7 protein-coding genes, 1 tRNA gene, 6 rRNA genes and 1 riboswitch are annotated in these 25,425 nt (G+C 43.1%); of the genes, 5 read left to right on the top strand and 9 right to left on the bottom strand.

Annotation, left to right across the window (positions count from 1 at the left end):
* The first annotated feature begins 122 nt into the window (after positions 1-122).
* From galU to AC2INI_RS01610, 3 genes are all read left to right on the top strand, one after another.
* Complete coding sequence (galU, locus tag AC2INI_RS01620) at positions 123-992, top strand: UTP--glucose-1-phosphate uridylyltransferase GalU (protein ID WP_122036536.1); 870 nt, start codon at positions 123-125, stop codon at positions 990-992.
* Between the two features lie 174 nt (positions 993-1,166).
* On the top strand, positions 1,167-3,995 hold the full coding sequence (gene uvrA / locus AC2INI_RS01615) for an excinuclease ABC subunit UvrA (protein WP_122036535.1): 2,829 nt from the start codon (positions 1,167-1,169) through the stop codon (positions 3,993-3,995).
* A 99-nt stretch (positions 3,996-4,094) separates the two neighbouring features.
* Positions 4,095-5,879, top strand: coding sequence for a PglL family O-oligosaccharyltransferase (locus AC2INI_RS01610; RefSeq protein WP_486305210.1), 1,785 nt, complete (start codon positions 4,095-4,097; stop codon positions 5,877-5,879).
* 49 nt (positions 5,880-5,928) lie between these two features.
* On the opposite strand, the gene AC2INI_RS01605 is transcribed toward AC2INI_RS01610, so the two are convergent.
* A complete protein-coding gene (locus tag AC2INI_RS01605; protein WP_122036533.1) occupies positions 5,929-7,038 on the bottom strand; it encodes a pyridoxal-phosphate-dependent aminotransferase family protein in 1,110 nt (369 codons plus the stop codon).
* Positions 7,039-7,253: 215 nt separating this feature from the next.
* A riboswitch (Lysine riboswitch) is annotated at positions 7,254-7,427 on the top strand.
* A 67-nt stretch (positions 7,428-7,494) separates the two neighbouring features.
* On the opposite strand from AC2INI_RS01605, the gene lysC reads away from it, so the two are divergent.
* Positions 7,495-8,847: a lysine-sensitive aspartokinase 3 gene (gene lysC, locus AC2INI_RS01600; protein ID WP_122036532.1), complete on the top strand. Its 1,353-nt coding sequence runs from the start codon at positions 7,495-7,497 to the stop codon at positions 8,845-8,847.
* An 83-nt stretch (positions 8,848-8,930) separates the two neighbouring features.
* Here the strand turns inward: lysC and metH are convergent, their stop codons facing one another.
* A complete protein-coding gene (gene metH / locus AC2INI_RS01595) occupies positions 8,931-12,611 on the bottom strand; it encodes a methionine synthase (protein ID WP_486305209.1) in 3,681 nt (1,226 codons plus the stop codon).
* A gap of 181 nt (positions 12,612-12,792) precedes the next feature.
* Between metH and AC2INI_RS01590 the strand changes: the two genes are divergently transcribed.
* Positions 12,793-14,070 carry a cation:proton antiporter gene (locus AC2INI_RS01590; protein ID WP_486305208.1) on the top strand — a complete coding sequence of 426 codons (1,278 nt, stop codon included), beginning with the start codon at positions 12,793-12,795 and terminating at the stop codon, positions 14,068-14,070.
* Positions 14,071-14,544: 474 nt separating this feature from the next.
* Here AC2INI_RS01590 and AC2INI_RS01585 read toward each other — a convergent pair.
* The 7 genes from AC2INI_RS01585 to AC2INI_RS01555 form a co-directional block, all read right to left on the bottom strand.
* Positions 14,545-14,621, bottom strand: a tRNA-Asp gene (locus tag AC2INI_RS01585).
* 99 nt (positions 14,622-14,720) lie between these two features.
* Positions 14,721-14,836 (bottom strand): 5S ribosomal RNA (gene rrf, locus AC2INI_RS01580).
* Between the two features lie 124 nt (positions 14,837-14,960).
* Positions 14,961-17,851, bottom strand: a 23S ribosomal RNA gene (locus AC2INI_RS01575).
* 331 nt (positions 17,852-18,182) lie between these two features.
* Positions 18,183-19,725, bottom strand: a 16S ribosomal RNA gene (locus AC2INI_RS01570).
* A 400-nt stretch (positions 19,726-20,125) separates the two neighbouring features.
* Positions 20,126-20,241, bottom strand: a 5S ribosomal RNA gene (rrf, locus tag AC2INI_RS01565).
* A 124-nt stretch (positions 20,242-20,365) separates the two neighbouring features.
* Positions 20,366-23,256, bottom strand: a 23S ribosomal RNA gene (locus AC2INI_RS01560).
* Positions 23,257-23,587: 331 nt separating this feature from the next.
* A 16S ribosomal RNA gene (locus AC2INI_RS01555) occupies positions 23,588-25,130 on the bottom strand.
* The 16S, 23S and 5S rRNA genes sit together here with 1 tRNA gene alongside, the layout of an rRNA operon.
* Positions 25,131-25,425: the final 295 nt, after the last annotated feature.

Below are 25,425 nucleotides of genomic sequence, written 5' to 3'. Positions count from 1 at the left end.
GAGCCGATACTTTTAATCAAAGCACTTCATTTCATTATGTTTAATCGCTAAACTGCAACAATAATGATGATGCTCTAAGAGCTTTCTACTAATTTAAAATTTCGTCTATCTAGGACTCAGTTATGATCAAGAAATGTCTTTTCCCTGCCGCAGGCTACGGCACTCGCTTTTTACCAGCAACTAAATCAATGCCAAAAGAGATGATGCCAGTTGTAAACAAACCTCTGATTGAATATGGCGTAGAAGAAGCGATTAATGCGGGTATGGACGGGATCTGTGTCGTAACAGGTCGTGGTAAACACTCATTAATGGACCACTTTGATAAAAACTACGAACTAGAACACCAAATTAGCGGTACAAACAAAGAAGAATTACTTGAAGATGTTCGTGAACTAATCGATGCCGCTCACTTCACCTATATCCGCCAACGTGAAATGAAAGGCTTAGGCCATGCTATTCTTACTGGTCGTGAGCTAGTCGGTGATGAACCTTTTGCTGTCGTACTTGCGGATGATTTATGTGTTAACGAAGAGCAAGGTGTTCTTTCTCAAATGGTTGCGCTGTATAAGCAATTCCGCTGCTCTATCGTTGCTGTTGAAGAAGTTCCAGATAACGAAACTCATAAGTACGGTGTTATTGCAGGTGAGATGATCAAAGATGATCTTTACCGTGTAGATAACATGGTAGAAAAGCCAGAGCCAGGCACAGCACCAAGTAACCTTGCTATTATTGGTCGCTACATCTTAACTCCTGATATTTTTGAGATCCTAGAAACAACAGAACCAGGCAAAGGCGGTGAGATCCAAATTACGGATGCACTACTAAAACAAGCTCAATCAGGTTGTGTTCTTGCGTATAAATTTAAAGGTAAGCGTTTTGACTGTGGTAGCGTTGAAGGTTATATCGAAGCAACCAACTACTGCTATGAGAATGTTTATTTAAAAGACAAAAAATCAGCTGAACTTGCAAAGCAAAAAACAGGTAAAAAATAACCCTTAATTTGCTAGCTAGAATAATGCCTTGTAATTCATTACAGGGCATTTTTATATCCCCTATAGAATCTCTCTTCTAATAAAACCACTGTTTTTTTACCCAGTATCCCTTTGCTGTTTTAACACTCTGTGCAATACTTATCCTCTAGTTATTCTTTAAGTAGAGAGAGTTCCATGGATAAGATTGAAGTTAGAGGGGCAAGAACCCATAACCTAAAAGATATTAGCTTAACGATCCCACGAGATAAGCTAACGGTTATAACAGGGTTATCTGGCTCAGGTAAATCCTCTTTGGCCTTTGATACCTTGTATGCAGAAGGACAACGTCGTTATGTTGAATCCTTGTCTGCATACGCTCGTCAATTTTTATCATTAATGGAAAAACCAGATGTTGACCACATTGAAGGGCTTTCTCCTGCGATTTCTATCGAACAAAAATCCACCTCTCATAACCCAAGATCGACTGTCGGTACCATTACTGAAATCTACGATTACTTACGTCTTTTGTATGCTCGTATTGGTGAACCTCGTTGTCCTGAGCATCATGTCGAATTAACAGCACAAACCATCAGCCAAATGGTTGATAAAGCGTTAGAGTTGCCTGAAGGCACAAAGCTGATGTTGTTAGCACCTATTGTGAAAGAACGTAAAGGTGAGCATGTTAAAACGTTAGAAAATTTAGCCGCGCAAGGGTTTATTCGTGCTCGTATTGATGGTGAAGTATGTGATCTCTCTGATCCTCCGACATTAGAACTTCATAAAAAGCACACTATTGAAGTCGTTGTTGATCGCTTTAAAGTTCGAGATGATTTAAAACAACGTCTTGCCGAATCTTTTGAGACCGCACTAGAACTCACTGGTGGTATTGCTGTTGTTGATCATATGGATGGCACCGATCATGAGCCTCTAATTTTTTCTGCCAATTTTGCGTGTCCACATTGTGGTTACAGCATGTCTGAACTTGAACCTCGCCTGTTTTCATTCAACAACCCAGCAGGTGCTTGTGGTACTTGTGATGGCTTAGGGGTTCAGCAGTATTTTGATGCTGATCGTATTGTTTTAGATAATAAGCTCAGTATTGCTGAAGGGGCGATTAAAGGTTGGGATCAAAAAAACTATTATTACTTTCAAATGTTAGGTTCATTAGCCAAGCACTATGGATTTGATCTTTTTGCACCATTTAAATCATTATCAAAGAAATTTCAAAATATCATTCTTAATGGTTCAGGAGCGGAAGAAGTTGAGTTCCAATACAGCAATGATCGCGGCGATCTACGCGTTAAGCGCCATCCTTTTGAAGGAATATTAAATACACTTGACCGCCGCTATAAAGAAACCGAATCAAGCTCTGTGCGTGATGATCTATCAAAGTATATTTCAACTCAATCATGTTCAAGCTGTCACGGTACTCGCTTACGTTTAGAAGCCCGTAGCGTATTTGTTGGTGACACAACATTACCTGAAATCTGTGAGATGAGTATTCAAGATTCAATGGCCTTTTTTAGTTCATTAGAGTTGAAAGGACAGAAAGCTCAAATAGCAGATAAAGTAATGAAGGAGATTAATGAACGCCTGCATTTCCTTATCAATGTTGGTTTAAATTATCTTAATTTATCACGCAGTGCTGATACTCTTTCTGGTGGCGAGGCTCAACGTATTCGTCTGGCAAGTCAAATAGGTGCCGGGTTAGTTGGTGTTATGTACGTTCTTGATGAGCCTTCCATTGGTCTTCATCAACGAGATAATGAACGCCTATTGAAAACCCTTAACCATCTTCGTGATCTAGGTAATACCGTTATTGTTGTAGAGCACGATGAAGACGCAATAAGAAGTGCAGATCATATTATTGATATCGGTCCTGGAGCGGGAATTCATGGTGGCCACATTGTCGCAGAAGGCAGTTACCAAGACATTATTTCAAATCCAGAATCGCTAACAGGTCAATATCTTAGTGGTGCTAAAGAAATTTCCATTCCAAATGAACGAATTAAAGCAGATCCTAAAAAACAAGTTGAACTGATTGGCGCCACTGGCAATAACTTAAAAAATGTCACACTCAAATTACCGGTTGGTCTATTTACGTGCGTTACTGGCGTTTCAGGCTCTGGCAAATCAACACTGATCAACGATACTTTCTTTAAGATCGCTCATACACAGTTAAATGGAGCCACCACATCAGAACCAGCACCCTATAAAAAGATCAAAGGTATTGAACACTTTGATAAGGTTATCGATATTGATCAAAGTCCAATTGGACGAACGCCTCGATCAAATCCTGCAACTTATACAGGGATCTTTACCCCTATTCGTGAGCTATTTTCTGGTACGCCAGAATCTCGTTCTCGTGGGTATAAGCCGGGCCGCTTCAGTTTTAATGTCCGCGGTGGTCGCTGTGAAGCGTGTCAGGGGGATGGTGTAATTAAAGTAGAAATGCATTTCTTACCAGATGTTTATGTACCTTGTGACGTATGTACAGGTAAACGCTATAACCGCGAAACGTTAGAAGTAAAATATAAAGGTAAGAGTATTGATGAAGTGCTTCAAATGACAATTGAAGATGCTCATACTTTCTTTCAACCTGTCCCTGTAATTGCACGAAAACTGCAAACTCTAATGGATGTAGGGCTATCTTATATTCGTTTAGGACAAGCTGCGACAACGCTATCTGGTGGTGAAGCTCAACGAGTTAAACTGGCTCGTGAACTCTCAAAACGAGACACAGGGAAAACGCTTTATATTCTAGATGAGCCGACAACAGGCCTGCATTTTCACGATATTCAGCAACTATTGAACGTATTACATCGCTTACGTGAACGAGGTAATACCATTGTCGTGATCGAACATAACCTTGATGTTGTAAAAACAGCGGATTGGATTATTGATCTTGGTCCAGAAGGTGGTCAAGGTGGTGGTGAAATTGTGGCAGAAGGAACTCCAGAGGAGGTTGCATTGGTTGAGGGCTCTCATACCGCACGCTTCTTAAAGCCGATGCTGAATAAGTAATAAAGTCCGCACTTTATAATGCGAATACGATAGAATAAAGCCAGCACTTTGCTGGCTTTACTTTTATATTCATGCTCGCAACAAGGAACTGATTAACCCATGGCAACGCTACTTACCCAAGGAACGCAACTAGAAGCAAGAAAGGTTAGAAAACCATTAACCAAATCGTTTTTATTTAGCCTTAGTATTCTTTTCTTTGTCTGTGCTCACTTCTTCCAACCAAACCCTGGCGGCTCAGGTCTACACCTTGCCTTTAATGCAGCCTCTTGGATCCCTGCAAGTATTGCCATTGCGATAGCCTTATTTCATGTTGCTAAGCAAGGATTAGTTAAATACTCAACACTGACGCTTATTTTACTGTTTGCAGTCACCCTACTGTCTTTACCTTTACTTTATCACGACGCATCTCCTCAACTGGCTATTGGCAAATTTCTAGGCTTGTGGGGAGGATTATTCTTTTTCATCGCCCTTCAACAATTTGCGTTTTCCAATAAACAAAAGCAGTGGTTACTGTGGTGTATTATCGGTTCAGTGCTCATTGAAACGCTTTTTGGTTACATTCAATATCTATTTTTAGATGCTGGAAATTCATTTGGTTATAACGTAATAGCTAATCGCCCTTACGGTATATTTCAACAACCGAATGTAATGGCTAGCTTCTTAGCTACTGGCCTTGCAATAGCCTCGTACTTCCTTGCTCGTCAACCGATAAAGTATCGAGAGAATATTGTTGCACTTACTCTACTTTACGCAACTATCATATTCACTTTGCCGCTTATTGTGATATTAGCCTCTAGAACAGGCTGGATTGCGACTATTTTTAGTCTTGCTTTGCTGACCCCATACATGTGGAAGTACTGCACTAAACAGCGATTTTTTTCTTGGGTGCTAGCATTAGTTATAGGCTTCAGTGGTAGTTTTGTTCTTTTTCACCTATCTCAAAATGATGATTTATCAAAAGTATCTTTAATTAGCCAAAAAGCGGATTTAGAAAGCCCAAGAAGATACACCTTTCCTCAAGCTCTCGATATGTTTTTAGAGAAACCTATTACAGGTTATGGTTACGGAAATTTTGAAGCGGAATACACGCTATATACAGCAAAACAGCACCAGATCTCTTCTAGCTATAAACCTGGACTGCCTTCAATGGATCACCCTCACAATGAAGTTCTATATTGGGGAGTAGAAGGAGGCGTCGTCGCTATTCTAGGCTTGCTTATTGCCGCTGGTGGCGTGCTGCTAAAGATAAGAAAAAGTAAGCTCGATACCCAATTTGCCCTGCTTGCCTTAATTGCGCCTATTTTTATTCATAGCCAATTAGAGTATCCGTTTTATCACTCAATGATACATTGGTTTACTTTTATCATTCTTCTCTTTTGGATAGATCAACTCAGCTGTAAATACAAGAAACTCCGAATCGGTGATATCACAAAGATTACTTTACGAGTAAGTTCATTAGTTATCCCTATTGTGACGGCTTTCTACATGCTTTCAGCCTTGCATACCAATTGGGTATTAACTAAATTTGAAACCACTCGACCAATGAATCCTGATATATTGAATCAAGTAACGAATCCTGTGGTTTGGGAAGACAGATTTAATTGGGACGTGCTTTCCGCTCAATTAACTATTGGGATCATTAATAAAAAACCAGAATTAATTACACCTTATATAAGCTGGTCAAAAGAGCTTATAAAAACAAAACCAAGACCTGCTTTTTATCAAAACTTAATCATCGCTTATCAAGCTCTTGGGCAAGAACAACATGCAGAAGACATAAGAAGAGAAGCAATTTTCTTATTTCCAAACAATAAATTTGAATCAGTAGAATTAGATGAAAAACTTCGCCAAAATAATTCTGTTTTAAAAGAGAAAAACAAATAAACAATTCATAAAAAACCGCTGATTATTCAGCGGTTTTTTTAGTTAACCCTTAAAGAACATCAGATAAAGCCTTAAGGCAAAGGGCAACATTTTCTTTTTTAGCCGCATAGCCCATTAAACCAATGCGCCATGTTTTCCCCGCTAACTCACCCAGTCCGGCTCCAATTTCTAAATTGTATTCATTCAATAAACGCGACCTAATCGCAGCATCATCAACACCCTCAGGGATATAAACCGCATTCAGTTGCGGTAAGCGAGACGCTTCATCAACAATAAATTGAATACCTAGAACTTCTAACCCTTGTTTTAACTCTTGATGATAGTGAGCATGCCTACTCCATGCTTCTTCTATCCCTTCGCTTTTTAGCATTAATAATGCTTCATGTAAGGCGTATAAACTATTGACTGGTGCAGTATGGTGATAACTTCTTTTTCCTTCACCACTCCAATAGCCTAACACCAAACTTTGATCTAAAAACCAACTCTGTACGGGCGTCTTTCTCGATGTCATCTTCTCAACGGCTTTATTCGAGAACGTCACAGGAGATAAACCAGGTGTACAAGATAAACATTTTTGAGAACCAGAATACACCGCATCCAATTGCCATTCATCCACCAATAATGGAACGCCACCTAATGACGTCACCGCATCCACAATGGTTAGGCATCCATGCTTACGTGCAAGTTCAGAAATAGATCTAGCGTCACTCAATACCCCTGTAGACGTTTCTGCATGCACAAAAGCCACAATAGCAATATCAGGATGCTGTTCTAATGCTTGCTTTACTTTATCTAACGAAACCGGTTCTCCCCACTTATCATCAACAACAATCGCAGTGCCACCACAACGCTCAACATTTTGTCGCATTCGTTCGCCAAAAACACCATTACGGCAAACTAAAACTTTCTCACCAGCTTCAACTAAGTTAACAAAACAAGTTTCCATTCCTGCACTTCCAGGGGCAGATACTGCAATTGTAAACTCGTTTTCTGTTTGAAATGCGTATTTAAGTAACTCTTTAACCTCATCCATCATTTTTATGAATAATGGGTCAAGATGGCCAATCGTAGGTCGGCTTAAAGCTTGTAATACTTGTGGTGAAATATCTGATGGACCAGGCCCCATAAGGGTTCTTCTTGGTGGGATAAAACTTTGCATTATTCACTCCTTGAAATATAGGGTGCACAAAGAATAGACACAAAAATAATTAAACTCAATTAGACGAAGTAATTAGAGTGACTAAACTAGAAAAAATACCATCAAAGCACCTACTTTTACTTTAAAGAGAAGAAATACAAATAAAGTTGTTACCACTTATTGACATTTGAGCCATAAAAAAGCACATTATTAATACGTATTTTGTTCCTTGAAATACATAAAGAAGAGGAGCATTACCTAGGTAGCTTAATTTGTGGAGTCCAAACTCCTAGTCAACTAAGTGAGGGAGAGTAATGCCGAGACGAACTTTATTGGGAAAAATTCGTCGGTCGTTTAGGCTGAATCCTAACGATTGTCACTTATTTTTTAAGTGAAGGGCTTCTAGCAACTATTTATTTCTTGCTATCACCCCTTCACCATTATTTTACACATTGGATGTAGTCGGGAGACAGGAAAGTGAACCCTATTAATGTTGCTAAATTTGGTGGCACTAGCGTTGCCAATTTCGAAGCAATGAGCCGCAGCGCTCATGTTATCGAGCAAAATCAAAAAACTCACCTTGTGGTTATCAGTGCTTGTTCTGGCGTTACTAATTTATTGGTAGAGCTCGCTAACGGTGTACAAGATAACCAAAGAAAAAAAGATATTTTTGAAGAGTTAAAATCAATTCACTTTTCTGTATTAGATCAACTCTCTGATCCTATTTATCCAGAGCAAGCTATTCTTGAAATCCTTGAAGAAATAAAAAAAACGGCCGATGCAGCTTCATTTCAATCAAGTGATAAACTCACTGATCATCTTGTTTCTTGCGGTGAGCTCATGTCAACTCACCTATTTACTCAACTATTAATTGAACGCGGTAACTCTGCCGTCCGCTTTGATATCAGAACCGTTCTTCGCACCGATGCACAATTTGGTAAAGGCGAGCCACAACTTGAAGAAATATCTCAACTAGCTCAAGCTAAACTCGCTCCTCTTTGCCAGAAGCATATTGTCGTTACACAGGGCTTTATTGGGTCTGATAATGAAGGAAATACAACGACATTAGGTCGAGGTGGCAGTGATTATAGTGCGGCATTGATAGCTGAATCTGTAAATGCTTGTGGATTAGAAATTTGGACTGATGTTCCTGGTATTTATACTACCGACCCTCGCATTGCACCTGCTGCATCTCCAATCCCAGAAATTAGCTTTAGTGAAGCTTCAGAGATGGCAAACTATGGTGCTAAAATTTTACACCCATCAACACTATTACCAGCTCTACGTCATCAAATTCCTGTGTTTGTTGGTTCATCAAAAGAACCAGAAAAAGGCGGTACGTGGATAAAACAAAAAGTAGATAGCTCTCCATTGTTTAGAGCGCTAACCTTACGTTGCAATCAAACGATGGTGACATTACATAGTCCAAACATGTTCCATGCTTATGGTTTTCTAGCTGAAGTATTTAAAATTTTAGCTAAATATCAGATTTCAGTCGATTTAATTACAACCTCTGAAGTCAGTGTCGCTCTTACTCTTGATCAAACTAATACCAATGGTAAAGCGCCAGAATTGCCTTTTGAAGCCCAACAAGAATTAGAAAAACTATGCACAGTAGAAATTGAAAACAATCTATGTCTAATTGCTCTTATTGGTAATCAAATGAGTGACTCAAAAGGATATGCTAAGCAAGTGTTTGGAGCTTTAGAAGACTTCAATCTACGTATGATTTGTTACGGAGCAAGCCAGCATAATTTATGTTTCTTGTTGCATGAATCTGAATCCAAACGTGCGGTTCAAGTTCTACATAAAGAGCTATTTGAAAAATAAAAAATTACGTTTAAACCTCTAAACTAAAAAATCCCATTAATTGATTATTAATGGGATTTTTAATTTTTATTATAAAAAAGATATTAGTTTAGATTTGGCCCTAACCACTTTTCAGTTTCTAACATATCCCACCCTTTTCTCTCTGCATAACTCTCCGCTTGATCTTTTTGGATCTGAGCAATAGCAAAATAACGAGAATCTGGGTGTGAGAAATACATACCCGAAACTGATGCCCCTGGCCACATAGCGTAACTAGAAGTCAACGACATTCCTATTGCTTCTTCAACATCCATCAACTCCCACAATGTTCCTTTCTCTGTATGCTCAGGACAAGCTGGGTATCCAGGTGCAGGGCGAATACCTTGATATTTTTCACGGATCAGATCATCATTTGAAAGGTCTTCATCTGGAGAATAACCCCAAATATCTTTACGTACTTCTTTATGCAGATACTCGGCAAACGCTTCAGCTAAACGGTCAGCAACCGCTTGGATCATAATGGCATTATAATCATCACCTTTGGCTTTATAATCATCAGCAAGCTCTCGCTCACCAATACCACCAGTAACAGCAAATCCACCTATCCAATCGGATTTTCCGCTCTTTTTCGGCGCGATATAATCAGATAGACAATAGTTAAACCCTTTTGGCTTTTCTGTTTGTTGGCGTAAGTTATGTAGAACTTTCAATACCTCAGTACGTGATTCATCGGTATACACTTCAATATCATCATCAACACTGTTAGCAGGGAAAAGAGCACACATTCCTCGCGCTTTTAGTAAACCTTCTTTTTCTACACGATCCAACAAATCATTCGCGTCTTTATATAAACGCTTCGCTTCTTCACCCACTTCTTCATGATCTAGAATTACAGGATATTTGCCCATTAAAGACCATGTCATAAAGAAAGGTGTCCAATCAATATATTGGCGTAACGTCGCAACATTCATATCATCAATAATATGCACACCCGGCTTTACAGGTGCAGGAGGCGTGTAGTTTATCCAATCAATATCGACTTTGTTTGCTCGTGCTCTTGCTAGTGAAACAGGTTTCGTTCGTGGTGTTTTACGGCTATGTTGATCGCGCACACGCTCGTAATCTAAATCCAACTTCTCAATAAATGCTGGTTTCAATTCATTAGAAAGCAATGACGTACAAACACCAACCGCACGAGAAGCGTTATTAACATAAACTACAGGTTGAGAGTAGTTTTGCTCAATTTTCACCGCTGTATGCGCTTTAGAAGTCGTTGCCCCACCAATTAAAAGTGGTAAATCAAATCCTTGACGTTCCATCTCTTTAGCGACATGAACCATCTCATCAAGTGATGGCGTTATAAGACCAGAAAGTCCTATAATATCGACATTCTCTTCTTTCGCTACTTTTAGAATTTTCTCACAAGAAACCATCACGCCAAGATCTATGATTTCATAGTTATTACATTGAAGAACAACCCCAACGATATTCTTACCTATATCGTGAACATCACCTTTCACCGTTGCTAATAAGATTTTGCCATTGGTTGAACCGACGTCTTTAGTTGCATTAATAAAAGGTTCTAAATGCGCTACGGCTTGTTTCATCACTCGTGCTGACTTTACTACTTGAGGAAGAAACATTTTCCCTTCACCAAATAGATCACCTACTACGTTCATGCCGTCCATTAAAGGACCTTCGATCACTTCAATAGGACGAGAGGCATTAACTCGAGCTTCTTCAGTATCTTCAACAATGAAATCTGTAATTCCCTTAACTAAAGAATGTTCAAGGCGTTTTTCTACCGACCATGTTCTCCATTCTAAAGCCGATTTATCTTCAACCTTTCCGACCGCTCGTTCTAGATATTCTGTTGCCATATCAAGTAAGCGTTCTGTTGAATCATCACGACGGTTAAGTACGACATCTTCTACCGCTTCGCGTAAATCTTCAGGTACATTATCGTAAATTTCTAATTGGCCTGCATTTACGATACCCATATCCATACCGTTCTTAAAACAGTGATATAAGAACACGGCGTGAATAGCTTCACGTACGTAATTATTACCTCGGAATGAGAATGACACATTAGATACGCCACCTGAAATCATGGCATGGGGAAGCGTTCTTTTTATATCAGCAACGGCTTCAATGAAATCAACAGCGTAGTTGTTATGTTCATCAATCCCTGTTGCAACAGCAAAGATGTTTGGGTCAAAAATAATGTCTTCTGGTGGGAAACCAATTTCATCCACTAAGATGTTATAAGCGTTAGTACATATTTCTATTTTTCGCTCACGCGTATCCGCTTGGCCTACTTCATCAAAAGCCATCACAATTACAGCCGCACCATAGCGACGGATTAGCTTAGCTTGTTGTAAGAATTTTTCTTTACCTTCTTTAAGGGATATTGAGTTTACAATACCCTTACCTTGAATACATTTAAGACCCGCTTCAATTACTTCCCACTTAGAAGAATCAACCATCACCGGTACTTTGGATATCTCTGGCTCTGAAGCACATAGGTTTAAGAATTTAACCATACACGCTTCAGCATCAAGCATGCCTTCATCCATGTTGATATCGATGATTTGAGCGCCGTTTTCTACTTGCTCACGAGCAACACTCAATGCTTCATCATATAACTCTTCTTTAATTAAACGTTTAAAGCGAGCCGAGCCAGTAACATTGGTTCTTTCACCAACGTTTACAAAAAGAGAGTCTTTCTCAATCGTTAATGGCTCTAGACCTGATAAACGACAAGCAACTGGAAGGATTGGTAATTGACGAGGCTTAACACCTTCAACCACTTGTGCCATTTGGCGGATATGTTCAGGGGTCGTGCCACAACAGCCACCGATCAAATTTAAGAAACCACTTTCAGCCCATTCCTTTACATGCTCTGCCATTTCTTCTGGAGAAAGATCATACTCACCGAAGGCATTAGGTAAACCGGCGTTAGGGTGCGCAGACACACTGCATTCTGAAATACGAGATAGCTCACTTACATACTCACGTAACTCATCAGGCCCCAAAGCACAGTTCAAACCAAATGAGATTGGTTTAACATGACGTAAAGCATTATAGAACGCTTCTGTTGTTTGACCTGAAAGCGTACGTCCTGATGCATCAGTTATCGTACCAGAAATCATTACCGGTAATATGATACCCATTTCTTCAAAAACAGATTCGACAGCAAAAGAACAGGCTTTTGCATTCAAGGTATCAAAGATAGTTTCGATAAGGATTAAATCAGAACCACCTTTAATCAAGGCACGAGTTGATTCTGAGTAGGCTTCGACTAATTCATCGAAAGATACATTTCGATAACCAGGGTCATTCACATCCGGAGAAATAGAACACGTTCGGTTCGTCGGGCCTAAAACACCAGCAACATAACGTGGTTTATGAGGCGTTTTTAATGTCCATTCATCTGCTACTTCTCTTGCTAGCCTAGCCGCTTCGAAGTTCATTTCTTCGCTCAGACTTTCCATATCATAGTCAGCCATTGCGATCGTTGTTGAGTTAAAGGTGTTCGTTTCTAGGATATCGGCACCCGCTTCTAAATAAGCGGAATGAATATCTCTGATAATTTGAGGACGAGAAAGCACTAGAAGATCATTGTTACCTTTTAAGTCACAATGCCAATCACTAAAGCGCTCTCCACGATAATCTTGTTCTTCAAACTTATACTCTTGGATCATGGTACCCATACCACCATCAATTAAAAGTATACGTTCCAGAAGCTGCTTTTCTATTTCAGTTTTCTTATTGCTTCCTGCCACGGTACTGCCTCATCCATAATACGTTTCTGTTACAATCCTATCACACATCTAATAGAAATCTAGACGTCCAAAATGTTTTTATTTTCACAAATTCGAAATAAAGTTTGATATTTATCAATTTGAGTGGAAAATGACCTCTATCACATTTTGTTACACAAATAACATATATAGAGGTTAAACAATGTCTGTGTATAACACACTCTGCTTTTTAGCAGCGGCTGCTATGCTAATTGCTTTTTTTAATAGCAAAATAGGAAAGATGCAAACAACAATCGCGATCACCGCAGGTTCAATGATGCTATCGCTTGGGATCATTATCGCTGGTCAAAATGATTGGTTTAACCTTAGAGAAGTGGCTACAGAAACCTTAACAGAGATAAATTTTGAAGATTTTCTATTGAAGGGAATATTAGGCTTCTTATTGTTTGCTGGTGGGTTAGGGATCAAACTTCAAAACCTTAAAGATCAAAAATGGGAAATAACCGTACTTGCATTAGGTGCGACCTTATTCTCAACGTTCTTTATTGGTTTTGCTCTATGGGGTATATGTAATCTAATCGGTATTAATCTTGATTTAATCTACTGCTTACTATTTGGCTCACTTATCTCTCCAACCGATCCTATTGCCGTGCTTGCTATAGTAAAAAAACTGAATGCCCCACAACGTATTTCTACCCAAATCGAAGGTGAATCACTATTCAACGATGGTTTTGGTTTAGTTATTTTCGTTACATTATTTACCATTGCTTTTGGTTCAGAAACACCAACAATTGGTAGTGTAACGGCACTGTTTTTACAGGAAGCTATTGGCGGTATTATCTACGGTTTCCTTCTGGGTTTAATTTTCCATTACCTCATAAGTTCAACTAATGATCATTCAATGGAGTTATTATTAACCATCGGTATCCCTACATCAGGTTATGCTTTTGCTGAAGTTATCCATGTTTCAGGTCCTTTAGCTATGGTTGTATCGGGTATCATGATCGGTAACTGGACCCGTTATATTGGGTTTTCAAAAGAGAGTGAAGATCATTTAGATCATTTCTGGGAACTTGTTGATGAGTTCTTAAATGGCGTGTTATTTCTTCTTATTGGTATGTCGATGCTACTATTCCAATTCCATCAAGAAGATTGGATATTAATGGCTATTTCTATTCCGCTGGTATTAGCAAGTCGTTATTTAAGTGTTTTCGTCTCGTACATTGGTTTTAAACGATTCAGAACTTATAATCCATTATCCGTTAATATCTTAACGTGGGGTGGTCTTAGAGGAGGATTGGCTTTAGCGATGGCTCTGGCTATCCCATCGGGCATTATCATCATCCCAGATAAGAATATAGATGTAAGAGAAATCATCCTCGTCATGACTTATTCTGTTGTTGTTTTCTCTATTTTGGTTCAAGGCTCTACCATTACAACAATGATTGAAAAAGCAAAGAAATTAGAAAAAGATACTTAATCTTTTTCGTCATATATTACTTAATGGAGATGCATCTTATGTATCTCCATTTTTTATATCACTAATAACACCCATTAATCTGATTCCCTCATACCTTATTAAGTATTGGTACTATTTAGCTTAAACTTATTTCCTCTATCGTTGACAGGACTTTCTAGCCTCTCTGTAGCGATATACTCCACTCGTAACTTACCGTTAAGATCCCCAATAGAAAGCCTAATCAACTGAACTGCTACTTCGCAGTGTCTATTCTGCATTATTTTACTTTTAGATAGACGTAAATAGTGGCGGAGTGGACGGGACTTTCTATTAACCTTGAGAGCGGCACGTCCCCTGGAGTGACTGGCCGCTAAGCTCTCCAATAGAAAGCCTAACCAACTAAACTATCATTCCGCAGTATCTATTCCGCATCATTTTACTTTTAGATAGACGTAAAAAAGCCCTAATCTTTCGATTAGGGCTTTCTTGGTATAGTGGCGGAGTGGACGGGACTCGAACCCGCGACCCCCGGCGTGACAGGCCGGTATTCTAACCAACTGAACTACCACTCCGCAGTGTCTATTCAGCATAATGCTATTACTTAAATAAAACATAATATGTTTTATTTTATTTTTATCTTTATCTTTAAAAAAGATAAAAACTAAATTCAAGCCTGGCGATGTCCTACTCTCACATGGGGAAACCCCAAACTACCATCGGCGCTATTACGTTTCACTTCTGAGTTCGGCATGGGATCAGGTGGGTCCATAACGCTATGGTCGCCAAGCAAATTCTTTCTATCTACCTCAATAAGAGATAAATAATAATCTGGAAAGCTGTGTATGCGTTCTTAATCACATTCAATACGTTTCTTGCAACTTCAAATCCGTTCAAAACCCCTTGGGTGTTGTATGGTTAAGCCTCACGGGCAATTAGTACAGGTTAGCTCAATGCCTCGCAGCACTTACACACCCTGCCTATCAACGTCGTAGTCTTCAACAACCCTTTAGGATACTTAAAGTATCAGGGATGACTCATCTCAAGGCTCGCTTCACGCTTAGATGCTTTCAGCGTTTATCGATCCCGAACTTAGCTACCGGGCAATGCTACTGGCGTAACAACCCGAACACCAGAGGTTCGTCCACTCCGGTCCTCTCGTACTAGGAGCAGCCCCTTTCAATCATCCAACGCCCACGGCAGATAGGGACCGAACTGTCTCACGACGTTCTAAACCCAGCTCGCGTACCACTTTAAATGGCGAACAGCCATACCCTTGGGACCGACTTCAGCCCCAGGATGTGATGAGCCGACATCGAGGTGCCAAACACCGCCGTCGATATGAACTCTTGGGCGGTATCAGCCTGTTATCCCCGGAGTACCTTTTATCCGTTGAGCGATGGCCCTTCCATTCAGAACCACCGGATCACTATGACCTGCTTTCGCACCTGCTCGAATTGTCATTCTCGCAGTCAAGCGGGCTTATGCCATTGCACTAACCACACGATGTCCAACCGTGTTTAGCCCACCTTCGTGCTCCTCCGTTACTCTTTGGGAGGAGACCGCCCCAGTCAAACTACCCACCAGGCACTGTCCGCAATCCCGATAAGGGACCAACGTTAGAACATCAAGCATACAAGGGTGGTATTTCAAGATTGCCTCCACCAATACTAGCGTACTGGTTTCAAAGGCTCCCACCTATCCTACACATGTAGGGTCAATGTTCAGTGCCAAGCTGTAGTAAAGGTTCACGGGGTCTTTCCGTCTAGCCGCGGGTACACTGCATCTTCACAGCGATTTCAATTTCACTGAGTCTCGGGTGGAGACAGCGTGGCCATCATTACGCCATTCGTGCAGGTCGGAACTTACCCGACAAGGAATTTCGCTACCTTAGGACCGTTATAGTTACGGCCGCCGTTTACTTGGGCTTCGATCAAGAGCTTCGACCGAAGTCTAACCCCATCAATTAACCTTCAAGCACCGGGCAGGCGTCACACCGTATACGTCATCTTACGATTTAGCACAGTGCTATGTTTTTAATAAACAGTTGCAGCCACCTGGTATCTGCGACTCCCGGCAGCTTAGAGAGCAAGTCTCATCACCGCTAGGAGCGTACCTTCTCCCGAAGTTACGGTACCATTTTGCCTAGTTCCTTCACCCGAGTTCTCTCAAGCGCCTTAGTATTCTCTACTCGACCACCTGTGTCGGTTTGGGGTACGATTCCTTATAATCTGAAGCTTAGAGGCTTTTCCTGGAAGTATGGCATCAATAGCTTCACACCCGTAGGTGCTCGACATCGTGTCTCAGCCTAACAAGAGTCCGGATTTACCTAAACTCTTAGCCTACGCACTTGAACTTGGACGACCGTCGCCAAGCCTACCTAGCCTTCTCCGTCCCCCCATCGCAATTATAAGAAGTACGGGAATATTAACCCGTTTCCCATCGACTACGCTTTTCAGCCTCGCCTTAGGGGTCGACTTACCCTGCCCCGATTAACGTTGGACAGGAACCCTTGGTCTTCCGGCGAGGGGGTTTTTCACCCCCTTTATCGTTACTCATGTCAGCATTCGCACTTCTGATACCTCCAGCAGCCCTTACAGACCACCTTCAACGGCTTACAGAACGCTCCCCTACCCAGCACAATAAATTGTACTGCCGCAGCTTCGGTGTATAGCTTAGCCCCGTTACATCTTCCGCGCAGGCCGACTCGACCAGTGAGCTATTACGCTTTCTTTAAATGATGGCTGCTTCTAAGCCAACATCCTGGCTGTCTGAGCCTTCCCACATCGTTTCCCACTTAGCTATAACTTTGGGACCTTAGCTGGCGGTCTGGGTTGTTTCCCTCTCCACGACGGACGTTAGCACCCGCCGTGTGTCTCCCGGATAGTACTTACTGGTATTCGGAGTTTGCAAAGGGTTGGTAAGTCGGGATGACCCCCTAGCCTTAACAGTGCTCTACCCCCAGTAGTATTCGTCCGAGGCTCTACCTAAATAGATTTCGGGGAGAACCAGCTATCTCCAAGTTTGATTGGCCTTTCACCCCTAGCCACAAGTCATCCGCTAATTTTTCAACATTAGTCGGTTCGGTCCTCCAGTTGATGTTACTCAACCTTCAACCTGCCCATGGCTAGATCACTTGGTTTCGGGTCTATATCCAGAGACTGAACGCCCAGTTAAGACTCGGTTTCCCTACGGCTCCCCTAAACGGTTAACCTTGCCACTGAATATAAGTCGCTGACCCATTATACAAAAGGTACGCAGTCACATAACAAGTATGCTCCTACTGCTTGTACGTACACGGTTTCAGGTTCTATTTCACTCCCCTCACAGGGGTTCTTTTCGCCTTTCCCTCACGGTACTGGTTCACTATCGGTCAGTCAGTAGTATTTAGCCTTGGAGGATGGTCCCCCCATATTCAGACAGGATATCACGTGTCCCGCCTTACTCGTTTTCACTGATGATGAGATGTCGGTTACAGGGCTATCACCTTGTATCGCGGCACTTTCCAGAGCCTTCACCTGTCTCATTAAAAGCTTAAGGGCTAACCCAATTTCGCTCGCCGCTACTTTCGGGATCTCGGTTGATTTCTCTTCCTCGGGGTACTTAGATGTTTCAGTTCTCCCGGTTTGCCTCGCTGCGCTATGTATTCACGCAGCGATACTAGCTTATGCTAGTGGGTTTCCCCATTCAGAAATCGTAGACTCAAATGGTTTTTACTACCTAATCTACGCTTATCGCAAGTTAATACGTCTTTCATCGCCTCTGACTGCCAAGGCATCCACCGTGTACGCTTAGTCACTTAACCATACAACCCCAAGAGGTTTCGTATGGCATAAACAACCAAGGTTGAACTCGTCATTGCGAGTTCTGGTTTTTCGCCGGATTCAAAATACAAGAACACTTGAATGTGTTTTTAATTTGTTTATCTAAAAGATAAACAAAAGATATTAAGAACTTTTAAATTTTGATTTATCTAACTCGTAAGTCAGTTAAATCAGTCAGCTTTCCAAATTGTTAAAGAGCTTAAAGCAAAAAGCTTTAATCAATAATCGAAATCATTAATTAAAGCTCTGTCACTTCAACTTATTAAAACCTAATCAATCTGTGTGAACACTCATAAATCGCAATCTATCGTTTAAGGAGGTGATCCAGCCCCAGGTTCCCCTAGGGCTACCTTGTTACGACTTCACCCCAGTCATGAACCACAAAGTGGTGAGCGTCCTCCCGAAGGTTAAACTACCCACTTCTTTTGCAGCCCACTCCCATGGTGTGACGGGCGGTGTGTACAAGGCCCGGGAACGTATTCACCGTGACATTCTGATTCACGATTACTAGCGATTCCGACTTCACGGAGTCGAGTTGCAGACTCCGATCCGGACTACGACGCACTTTTTGGGATTTGCTCACTATCGCTAGCTTGCAGCCCTCTGTATGCGCCATTGTAGCACGTGTGTAGCCCTACTCGTAAGGGCCATGATGACTTGACGTCGTCCCCACCTTCCTCCGGTTTATCACCGGCAGTCTCCCTGGAGTTCCCACCATTACGTGCTGGCAAACAAGGATAAGGGTTGCGCTCGTTGCGGGACTTAACCCAACATTTCACAACACGAGCTGACGACAGCCATGCAGCACCTGTCTCACAGTTCCCGAAGGCACAAGTCCATCTCTGGTCTCTTCTGTGGATGTCAAGAGTAGGTAAGGTTCTTCGCGTTGCATCGAATTAAACCACATGCTCCACCGCTTGTGCGGGCCCCCGTCAATTCATTTGAGTTTTAATCTTGCGACCGTACTCCCCAGGCGGTCTACTTAACGCGTTAGCTCCGAAAGCCACGGCTCAAGGCCACAACCTCCAAGTAGACATCGTTTACGGCGTGGACTACCAGGGTATCTAATCCTGTTTGCTCCCCACGCTTTCGCATCTGAGTGTCAGTGTCTGTCCAGGGGGCCGCCTTCGCCACTGGTATTCCTTCAGATCTCTACGCATTTCACCGCTACACCTGAAATTCTACCCCCCTCTACAGCACTCTAGTTCACCAGTTTCAAATGCGGTTCCGAGGTTGAGCCCCGGGCTTTCACATCTGACTTAATGAACCACCTGCATGCGCTTTACGCCCAGTAATTCCGATTAACGCTCGCACCCTCCGTATTACCGCGGCTGCTGGCACGGAGTTAGCCGGTGCTTCTTCTGTCGCTAACGTCAAGATATGCAGCTATTAACTACACACCCTTCCTCACGACTGAAAGTACTTTACAACCCGAAGGCCTTCTTCATACACGCGGCATGGCTGCATCAGGCTTTCGCCCATTGTGCAATATTCCCCACTGCTGCCTCCCGTAGGAGTCTGGACCGTGTCTCAGTTCCAGTGTGGCTGATCATCCTCTCAGACCAGCTAGAGATCGTCGCCTTGGTGAGCTCTTACCCCACCAACTAGCTAATCTCACCTGGGCTAATCTTGACGCGAGAGGTCCGAAGATCCCCCTCTTTGGTCCGAAGACATTATGCGGTATTAGCTATCGTTTCCAATAGTTATCCCCCACATCAAGGCATATTCCCAGGCATTACTCACCCGTCCGCCGCTCGTCAGCAAATTAGCAAGCTAATTTCTGTTACCGCTCGACTTGCATGTGTTAGGCCTGCCGCCAGCGTTCAATCTGAGCCATGATCAAACTCTTCAATTAAAGTTTTTTGGTTTGTTTCAGCAGAAACAAAACCGGCTCAATGATTAATACTGATTGTTACATAAAAGTAATTTTGTGTAGTCACTCAGTTCATTGATTATTTTTGTTTGAATTCACTTCGAAAAGTAAAAGCAAACTAGTGATTATCAACTCACAAGTGCCCACACAGATTGATTTGGTTAAATTGTTAAAGAGCTTGTCTTTCAACCACTTAGCGTTACCGCTTCGTCGCTTCAGGCTGCGTATAATACGCTTTCTGATTTGAAAGTCAAGATAATATTTTCAACTTTTTCATTTATTTATGAAAGACTTAAAAACGTTATGTTGACTTGGCTCACAGTGACAAACTGGGAGCGAAATAAAAGCCCGTTCTATTGAACGGGCACTTATTCAAATTCAAGCCTGGCGATGTCCTACTCTCACATGGGGAAACCCCACACTACCATCGGCGCTATTACGTTTCACTTCTGAGTTCGGCATGGGATCAGGTGGGTCCATAACGCTATGGTCGCCAAGCAAATTCTTTCTATCTACCTCAATAAGAGATAAATAATAATCTGGAAAGCTGTGTATGCGTTCTTAATCACATTCAATACGTTTCTTGCAACTTCAAATCCGTTCAAAACCCCTTGGGTGTTGTATGGTTAAGCCTCACGGGCAATTAGTACAGGTTAGCTCAATGCCTCGCAGCACTTACACACCCTGCCTATCAACGTCGTAGTCTTCAACAACCCTTTAGGATACTTAAAGTATCAGGGATGACTCATCTCAAGGCTCGCTTCACGCTTAGATGCTTTCAGCGTTTATCGATCCCGAACTTAGCTACCGGGCAATGCTACTGGCGTAACAACCCGAACACCAGAGGTTCGTCCACTCCGGTCCTCTCGTACTAGGAGCAGCCCCTTTCAATCATCCAACGCCCACGGCAGATAGGGACCGAACTGTCTCACGACGTTCTAAACCCAGCTCGCGTACCACTTTAAATGGCGAACAGCCATACCCTTGGGACCGACTTCAGCCCCAGGATGTGATGAGCCGACATCGAGGTGCCAAACACCGCCGTCGATATGAACTCTTGGGCGGTATCAGCCTGTTATCCCCGGAGTACCTTTTATCCGTTGAGCGATGGCCCTTCCATTCAGAACCACCGGATCACTATGACCTGCTTTCGCACCTGCTCGAATTGTCATTCTCGCAGTCAAGCGGGCTTATGCCATTGCACTAACCACACGATGTCCAACCGTGTTTAGCCCACCTTCGTGCTCCTCCGTTACTCTTTGGGAGGAGACCGCCCCAGTCAAACTACCCACCAGGCACTGTCCGCAATCCCGATAAGGGACCAACGTTAGAACATCAAGCATACAAGGGTGGTATTTCAAGATTGCCTCCACCAATACTAGCGTACTGGTTTCAAAGGCTCCCACCTATCCTACACATGTAGGGTCAATGTTCAGTGCCAAGCTGTAGTAAAGGTTCACGGGGTCTTTCCGTCTAGCCGCGGGTACACTGCATCTTCACAGCGATTTCAATTTCACTGAGTCTCGGGTGGAGACAGCGTGGCCATCATTACGCCATTCGTGCAGGTCGGAACTTACCCGACAAGGAATTTCGCTACCTTAGGACCGTTATAGTTACGGCCGCCGTTTACTTGGGCTTCGATCAAGAGCTTCGACCGAAGTCTAACCCCATCAATTAACCTTCAAGCACCGGGCAGGCGTCACACCGTATACGTCATCTTACGATTTAGCACAGTGCTATGTTTTTAATAAACAGTTGCAGCCACCTGGTATCTGCGACTCCCGGCAGCTTAGAGAGCAAGTCTCATCACCGCTAGGAGCGTACCTTCTCCCGAAGTTACGGTACCATTTTGCCTAGTTCCTTCACCCGAGTTCTCTCAAGCGCCTTAGTATTCTCTACTCGACCACCTGTGTCGGTTTGGGGTACGATTCCTTATAATCTGAAGCTTAGAGGCTTTTCCTGGAAGTATGGCATCAATAGCTTCACACCCGTAGGTGCTCGACATCGTGTCTCAGCCTAACAAGAGTCCGGATTTACCTAAACTCTTAGCCTACGCACTTGAACTTGGACGACCGTCGCCAAGCCTACCTAGCCTTCTCCGTCCCCCCATCGCAATTATAAGAAGTACGGGAATATTAACCCGTTTCCCATCGACTACGCTTTTCAGCCTCGCCTTAGGGGTCGACTTACCCTGCCCCGATTAACGTTGGACAGGAACCCTTGGTCTTCCGGCGAGGGGGTTTTTCACCCCCTTTATCGTTACTCATGTCAGCATTCGCACTTCTGATACCTCCAGCAGCCCTTACAGACCACCTTCAACGGCTTACAGAACGCTCCCCTACCCAGCACAATAAATTGTACTGCCGCAGCTTCGGTGTATAGCTTAGCCCCGTTACATCTTCCGCGCAGGCCGACTCGACCAGTGAGCTATTACGCTTTCTTTAAATGATGGCTGCTTCTAAGCCAACATCCTGGCTGTCTGAGCCTTCCCACATCGTTTCCCACTTAGCTATAACTTTGGGACCTTAGCTGGCGGTCTGGGTTGTTTCCCTCTCCACGACGGACGTTAGCACCCGCCGTGTGTCTCCCGGATAGTACTTACTGGTATTCGGAGTTTGCAAAGGGTTGGTAAGTCGGGATGACCCCCTAGCCTTAACAGTGCTCTACCCCCAGTAGTATTCGTCCGAGGCTCTACCTAAATAGATTTCGGGGAGAACCAGCTATCTCCAAGTTTGATTGGCCTTTCACCCCTAGCCACAAGTCATCCGCTAATTTTTCAACATTAGTCGGTTCGGTCCTCCAGTTGATGTTACTCAACCTTCAACCTGCCCATGGCTAGATCACTTGGTTTCGGGTCTATATCCAGAGACTGAACGCCCAGTTAAGACTCGGTTTCCCTACGGCTCCCCTAAACGGTTAACCTTGCCACTGAATATAAGTCGCTGACCCATTATACAAAAGGTACGCAGTCACATAACAAGTATGCTCCTACTGCTTGTACGTACACGGTTTCAGGTTCTATTTCACTCCCCTCACAGGGGTTCTTTTCGCCTTTCCCTCACGGTACTGGTTCACTATCGGTCAGTCAGTAGTATTTAGCCTTGGAGGATGGTCCCCCCATATTCAGACAGGATATCACGTGTCCCGCCTTACTCGTTTTCACTGATGATGAGATGTCGGTTACAGGGCTATCACCTTGTATCGCGGCACTTTCCAGAGCCTTCACCTGTCTCATTAAAAGCTTAAGGGCTAACCCAATTTCGCTCGCCGCTACTTTCGGGATCTCGGTTGATTTCTCTTCCTCGGGGTACTTAGATGTTTCAGTTCTCCCGGTTTGCCTCGCTGCGCTATGTATTCACGCAGCGATACTAGCTTATGCTAGTGGGTTTCCCCATTCAGAAATCGTAGACTCAAATGGTTTTTACTACCTAATCTACGCTTATCGCAAGTTAATACGTCTTTCATCGCCTCTGACTGCCAAGGCATCCACCGTGTACGCTTAGTCACTTAACCATACAACCCCAAGAGGTTTCGTATGGCATAAACAACCAAGGTTGAACTCGTCATTGCGAGTTCTGGTTTTTCGCCGGATTCAAAATACAAGAACACTTGAATGTGTTTTTAATTTGTTTATCTAAAAGATAAACAAAAGATATTAAGAACTTTTAAATTTTGATTTATCTAACTCGTAAGTCAGTTAAATCAGTCAGCTTTCCAAATTGTTAAAGAGCTTAAAGCAAAAAGCTTTAATCAATAATCGAAATCATTAATTAAAGCTCTGTCACTTCAACTTATTAAAACCTAATCAATCTGTGTGAACACTCATAAATCGTAATCTATCGTTTAAGGAGGTGATCCAGCCCCAGGTTCCCCTAGGGCTACCTTGTTACGACTTCACCCCAGTCATGAACCACAAAGTGGTGAGCGTCCTCCCGAAGGTTAAACTACCCACTTCTTTTGCAGCCCACTCCCATGGTGTGACGGGCGGTGTGTACAAGGCCCGGGAACGTATTCACCGTGACATTCTGATTCACGATTACTAGCGATTCCGACTTCACGGAGTCGAGTTGCAGACTCCGATCCGGACTACGACGCACTTTTTGGGATTCGCTCACTATCGCTAGCTTGCAGCCCTCTGTATGCGCCATTGTAGCACGTGTGTAGCCCTACTCGTAAGGGCCATGATGACTTGACGTCGTCCCCACCTTCCTCCGGTTTATCACCGGCAGTCTCCCTGGAGTTCCCACCATTACGTGCTGGCAAACAAGGATAAGGGTTGCGCTCGTTGCGGGACTTAACCCAACATTTCACAACACGAGCTGACGACAGCCATGCAGCACCTGTCTCACAGTTCCCGAAGGCACAAGTCCATCTCTGGTCTCTTCTGTGGATGTCAAGAGTAGGTAAGGTTCTTCGCGTTGCATCGAATTAAACCACATGCTCCACCGCTTGTGCGGGCCCCCGTCAATTCATTTGAGTTTTAATCTTGCGACCGTACTCCCCAGGCGGTCTACTTAACGCGTTAGCTCCGAAAGCCACGGCTCAAGGCCACAACCTCCAAGTAGACATCGTTTACGGCGTGGACTACCAGGGTATCTAATCCTGTTTGCTCCCCACGCTTTCGCATCTGAGTGTCAGTGTCTGTCCAGGGGGCCGCCTTCGCCACTGGTATTCCTTCAGATCTCTACGCATTTCACCGCTACACCTGAAATTCTACCCCCCTCTACAGCACTCTAGTTCACCAGTTTCAAATGCGGTTCCGAGGTTGAGCCCCGGGCTTTCACATCTGACTTAATGAACCACCTGCATGCGCTTTACGCCCAGTAATTCCGATTAACGCTCGCACCCTCCGTATTACCGCGGCTGCTGGCACGGAGTTAGCCGGTGCTTCTTCTGTCGCTAACGTCAAGATATGCAGCTATTAACTACACACCCTTCCTCACGACTGAAAGTACTTTACAACCCGAAGGCCTTCTTCATACACGCGGCATGGCTGCATCAGGCTTTCGCCCATTGTGCAATATTCCCCACTGCTGCCTCCCGTAGGAGTCTGGACCGTGTCTCAGTTCCAGTGTGGCTGATCATCCTCTCAGACCAGCTAGAGATCGTCGCCTTGGTGAGCTCTTACCCCACCAACTAGCTAATCTCACCTGGGCTAATCTTGACGCGAGAGGTCCGAAGATCCCCCTCTTTGGTCCGAAGACATTATGCGGTATTAGCTATCGTTTCCAATAGTTATCCCCCACATCAAGGCATATTCCCAGGCATTACTCACCCGTCCGCCGCTCGTCAGCAAATTAGCAAGCTAATTTCTGTTACCGCTCGACTTGCATGTGTTAGGCCTGCCGCCAGCGTTCAATCTGAGCCATGATCAAACTCTTCAATTAAAGTTTTTTGGTTTGTTTCAGCAGAAACAAAACCGGCTCAATGATTAATACTGATTGTTACATAAAAGTAATTTTGTGTAGTCACTCAGTTCATTGATTATTTTTGTTTGAATTCACTTCGAAAAGTAAAAGCAAACTAGTGATTATCAACTCACAAGTGCCCACACAGATTGATTTGGTTAAATTGTTAAAGAGCTTGTCTTTCAACCACTTAGCGTTACCGCTTCGTCGCTTCAGGCTGCGTATAATACGCTTTCTGATTTGAAAGTCAAGATAATATTTTCAACTTTTTCAT

It is taken from the genome of Aliivibrio friggae, from assembly GCF_057368515.1.
Note: the sequence above shows the minus strand (reverse complement) of the source record. Positions and strands in the feature narration are given on the sequence as shown.

Bases quoted from the DNA above. Each gene is read 5' to 3' on its own strand.
- galU (WP_122036536.1), top strand. From the start codon at position 123: ATGATCAAGAAATGTCTTTTCCCTGCCGCAGGCTACGGCACTCGCTTT.
- uvrA (WP_122036535.1), top strand. From the start codon at position 1,167: ATGGATAAGATTGAAGTTAGAGGGGCAAGAACCCATAACCTAAAAGAT.
- AC2INI_RS01610 (WP_486305210.1), top strand. From the start codon at position 4,095: ATGGCAACGCTACTTACCCAAGGAACGCAACTAGAAGCAAGAAAGGTT.
- AC2INI_RS01605 (WP_122036533.1), bottom strand. From the start codon at position 7,038: ATGCAAAGTTTTATCCCACCAAGAAGAACCCTTATGGGGCCTGGTCCA.
- AC2INI_RS01590 (WP_486305208.1), top strand. From the start codon at position 12,793: ATGTCTGTGTATAACACACTCTGCTTTTTAGCAGCGGCTGCTATGCTA.